Below are 2,430 nucleotides of genomic sequence, written 5' to 3' on the forward strand. Positions count from 1 at the left end.
GGCTGCAGCCCCTGGTAATCGCGAACATTGTATGGGATCACCAAACAGTTACGAAATATATGATTTCATATGGTTAGCTACTTATTACGGTAGTATGTCGAGCCTACTCTTTAATCCATCTATGAAGCATCCGGGAGGGCATACAATAGACCGAATTAATAATTACTCTGAATAGACCGTCGAACTGATAGAAAGTTTCATGAAAGTCGATTCACCGGTTATAAAAAACGAAAGTACTTTAGGGGGAGGCTCTCAAGGAACTTGCCTGAAATAATTTCCATTGAGTGCGGCATCAATGAACATTAAATTACGCTCATCGGGGTAGCCCTTCTCAAGAAATAACGCAGGGCGGTCATCCTGATCCAACACCATACGAATAACGCTTCTGCCGAGGATAGTTCCTTTTTGGTTCTTTTTGACAATCATGGCATTGCGTCCATCCATCACATAGCTCATCAGTCCACTTCTGAATTCCTTTATGCCGTTCGGTGCCAGACAGGTGTCAAGTTCAAGTCCACTGATAAACAGGTCCCGGGAATCTTCTGTCAGCTCCAGGGTTTCTCCCGGGGACAACAGCTTGTTTCTGGTTTCCTCGCTGAATCCGCTGAAGTTCGCCCCCCAACCTGCTTTGAATTGGCGGTATTTCCGGTAAACAGCCTGCAAGTGTGGATTGTTCAGCGGGGATTGCCTGTTCTCAATAAAAGTATGGTTAACACTGGACTGTATAAACTCATGGATAAGGTCTGTAACGTCGGTATTCCCTTCTTCTGACATTGCTGACATGTAAAAAGGCAGAAGTTGGTAATGTCGTTGTTTCAATAGCCATTGTGTGACCTCTTTATTGACTCCAACCAGAGCATCAACCCCTTTTTCAGCGATTAACAATGGTAATCCTTCTTCCTGACAGCTAAAGCCCAGGCTGCGCAGGACTTTATTAAAGTTGTCTCCCATGGTGAATGCCAAGTAAAGCCAAACCAGTTTTTCATAAGTCAGACTTTGGGTGAGCTTTTTCAGCATCGGCATTACCATGGCCTTATTCATAAGCTCGCTGGCCAATACCTGCTCAAGGGTAGCCAGCCACTGATGGAAAACCTTGCCATCTTTCAAGTAAAGCAAACCCCCGGATATCACTGAGTTGTTTGAGTTCTTCAAACTGTAAGGCGACAGGTGCAGGTGCTTTCAATATATTGGCCACGGCAGCAATATAACGGCAATAATCGATGGAGCCCGGCTGTTTCGATAAATAGGCCAGCTCTTTAGCAATATGCCAGATGTTATCTGTATGGATGGTATAATGAACAGCTCTAATGTATGAGACTAACTCAGCAATATCAGCCTTCTGTGAATAACCGGAACAGGCTGCATATAAATAGAGCAATTTTCTTGTATAAATAATGAAATCCCTATAAGCATTATTGTCCAGGAAATGGCCATTCCCTTTAACTCCTGGGATAAATTTTTTTTCAATATGGTCAACATCACTCAATAGTTGTGTGGAAAGTTCGTTGTTTTGCGAATTAAGGGTTTGCCTGATTTCCAGAAGGCTCACCTTGACCAGATTATCAGGGTTAAATGTCGTCAACTGTACACTAATTTCATTGTCCATCTCTGGCCGATCAGGAAGACGTTGAAACAGATTCTTTGCCTCTTCTAACCGGATGGATAAAGGAATCCGGGACCAAATTCTCGCGCTATGCAGAAGTTTAAGTTTTTCTTCAGAAGCCAACAAAATATGAACTTTTTCAGCCCCACTCAAGGCATTTGTTTCGGCCAGTTTTTTTCCAGTAGTGCTATAAGGCACACAATGAGTTATCAGGCACTCAAGAAAAACGGCACATAGCACCTCTTTGGTTGGTGACTTTTCAATTGCCTCAAATTGAAATTTCTCCACCAGATTCCTGGCGGTCATCTGTATAGCTTCAGCCCTTGAATCAGATTGTGTCGCAAGATCGGGTTGAAGATTAACCAGTCGTTCCGATAGCTGTTTACCCCCGGCGGTATTGAAGGTTTGCCCTGACAGTAACTGCTCATGTTTAACGGGTAAAACTTCAGTTGCTGGCATTTTTTTAGCGATTTTACTGGGCTGTAGAGAATCTTCGGTAGAGTTTGCCGACCTTTTTCGAGCAGGTACTTCTGACAAGCCATCACCCAACGCCAGGAGGCTATTCTCGGACAGCCTCCTGGCTGCCTGAGTTGCCTGCCAAGGTATCTAATGGAACGATCTTTTTTTGATAAGGCAATGGGTTGGCTCGAAGCAGGCTGCGCAGGTGTCAGGCCGTCTAACGGATATGGATTCATTTTACCTCTTTGGTGTGCAAAGGTTATGGATGCCTCACAGGATATCGTCAATGCCTGCCAGGCTGGTTAAGCTGCTTCAGCATCAGGGCGATAGAATCGGCCTTACGATCGTTCCAATCAAGGCTAATTTAA

General features: G+C 44.3%; 2 protein-coding genes. Both read right to left on the reverse strand.

Translation table 11 applies throughout. The features are described 5' to 3' along the window. Positions 1–252: 252 nt before the first annotated feature. On the reverse strand, positions 253–1,107 hold the full coding sequence (locus KDK14_RS06755; RefSeq protein ID WP_257264265.1) for a hypothetical protein: 855 nt from the start codon (positions 1,105–1,107) through the stop codon (positions 253–255). Next, positions 1,064–2,062: a hypothetical protein gene (locus KDK14_RS06760; protein ID WP_257264266.1), complete on the reverse strand. Its 999-nt coding sequence runs from the start codon at positions 2,060–2,062 to the stop codon at positions 1,064–1,066. The genes KDK14_RS06755 and KDK14_RS06760 overlap by 44 nt, the downstream gene beginning before the upstream one ends. Between the last annotated feature and the right edge of the window lie 368 nt (positions 2,063–2,430).

Source organism: Endozoicomonas sp. ONNA2, assembly GCF_024606365.1.
Lineage (GTDB): Bacteria > Pseudomonadota > Gammaproteobacteria > Pseudomonadales > Endozoicomonadaceae > Endozoicomonas.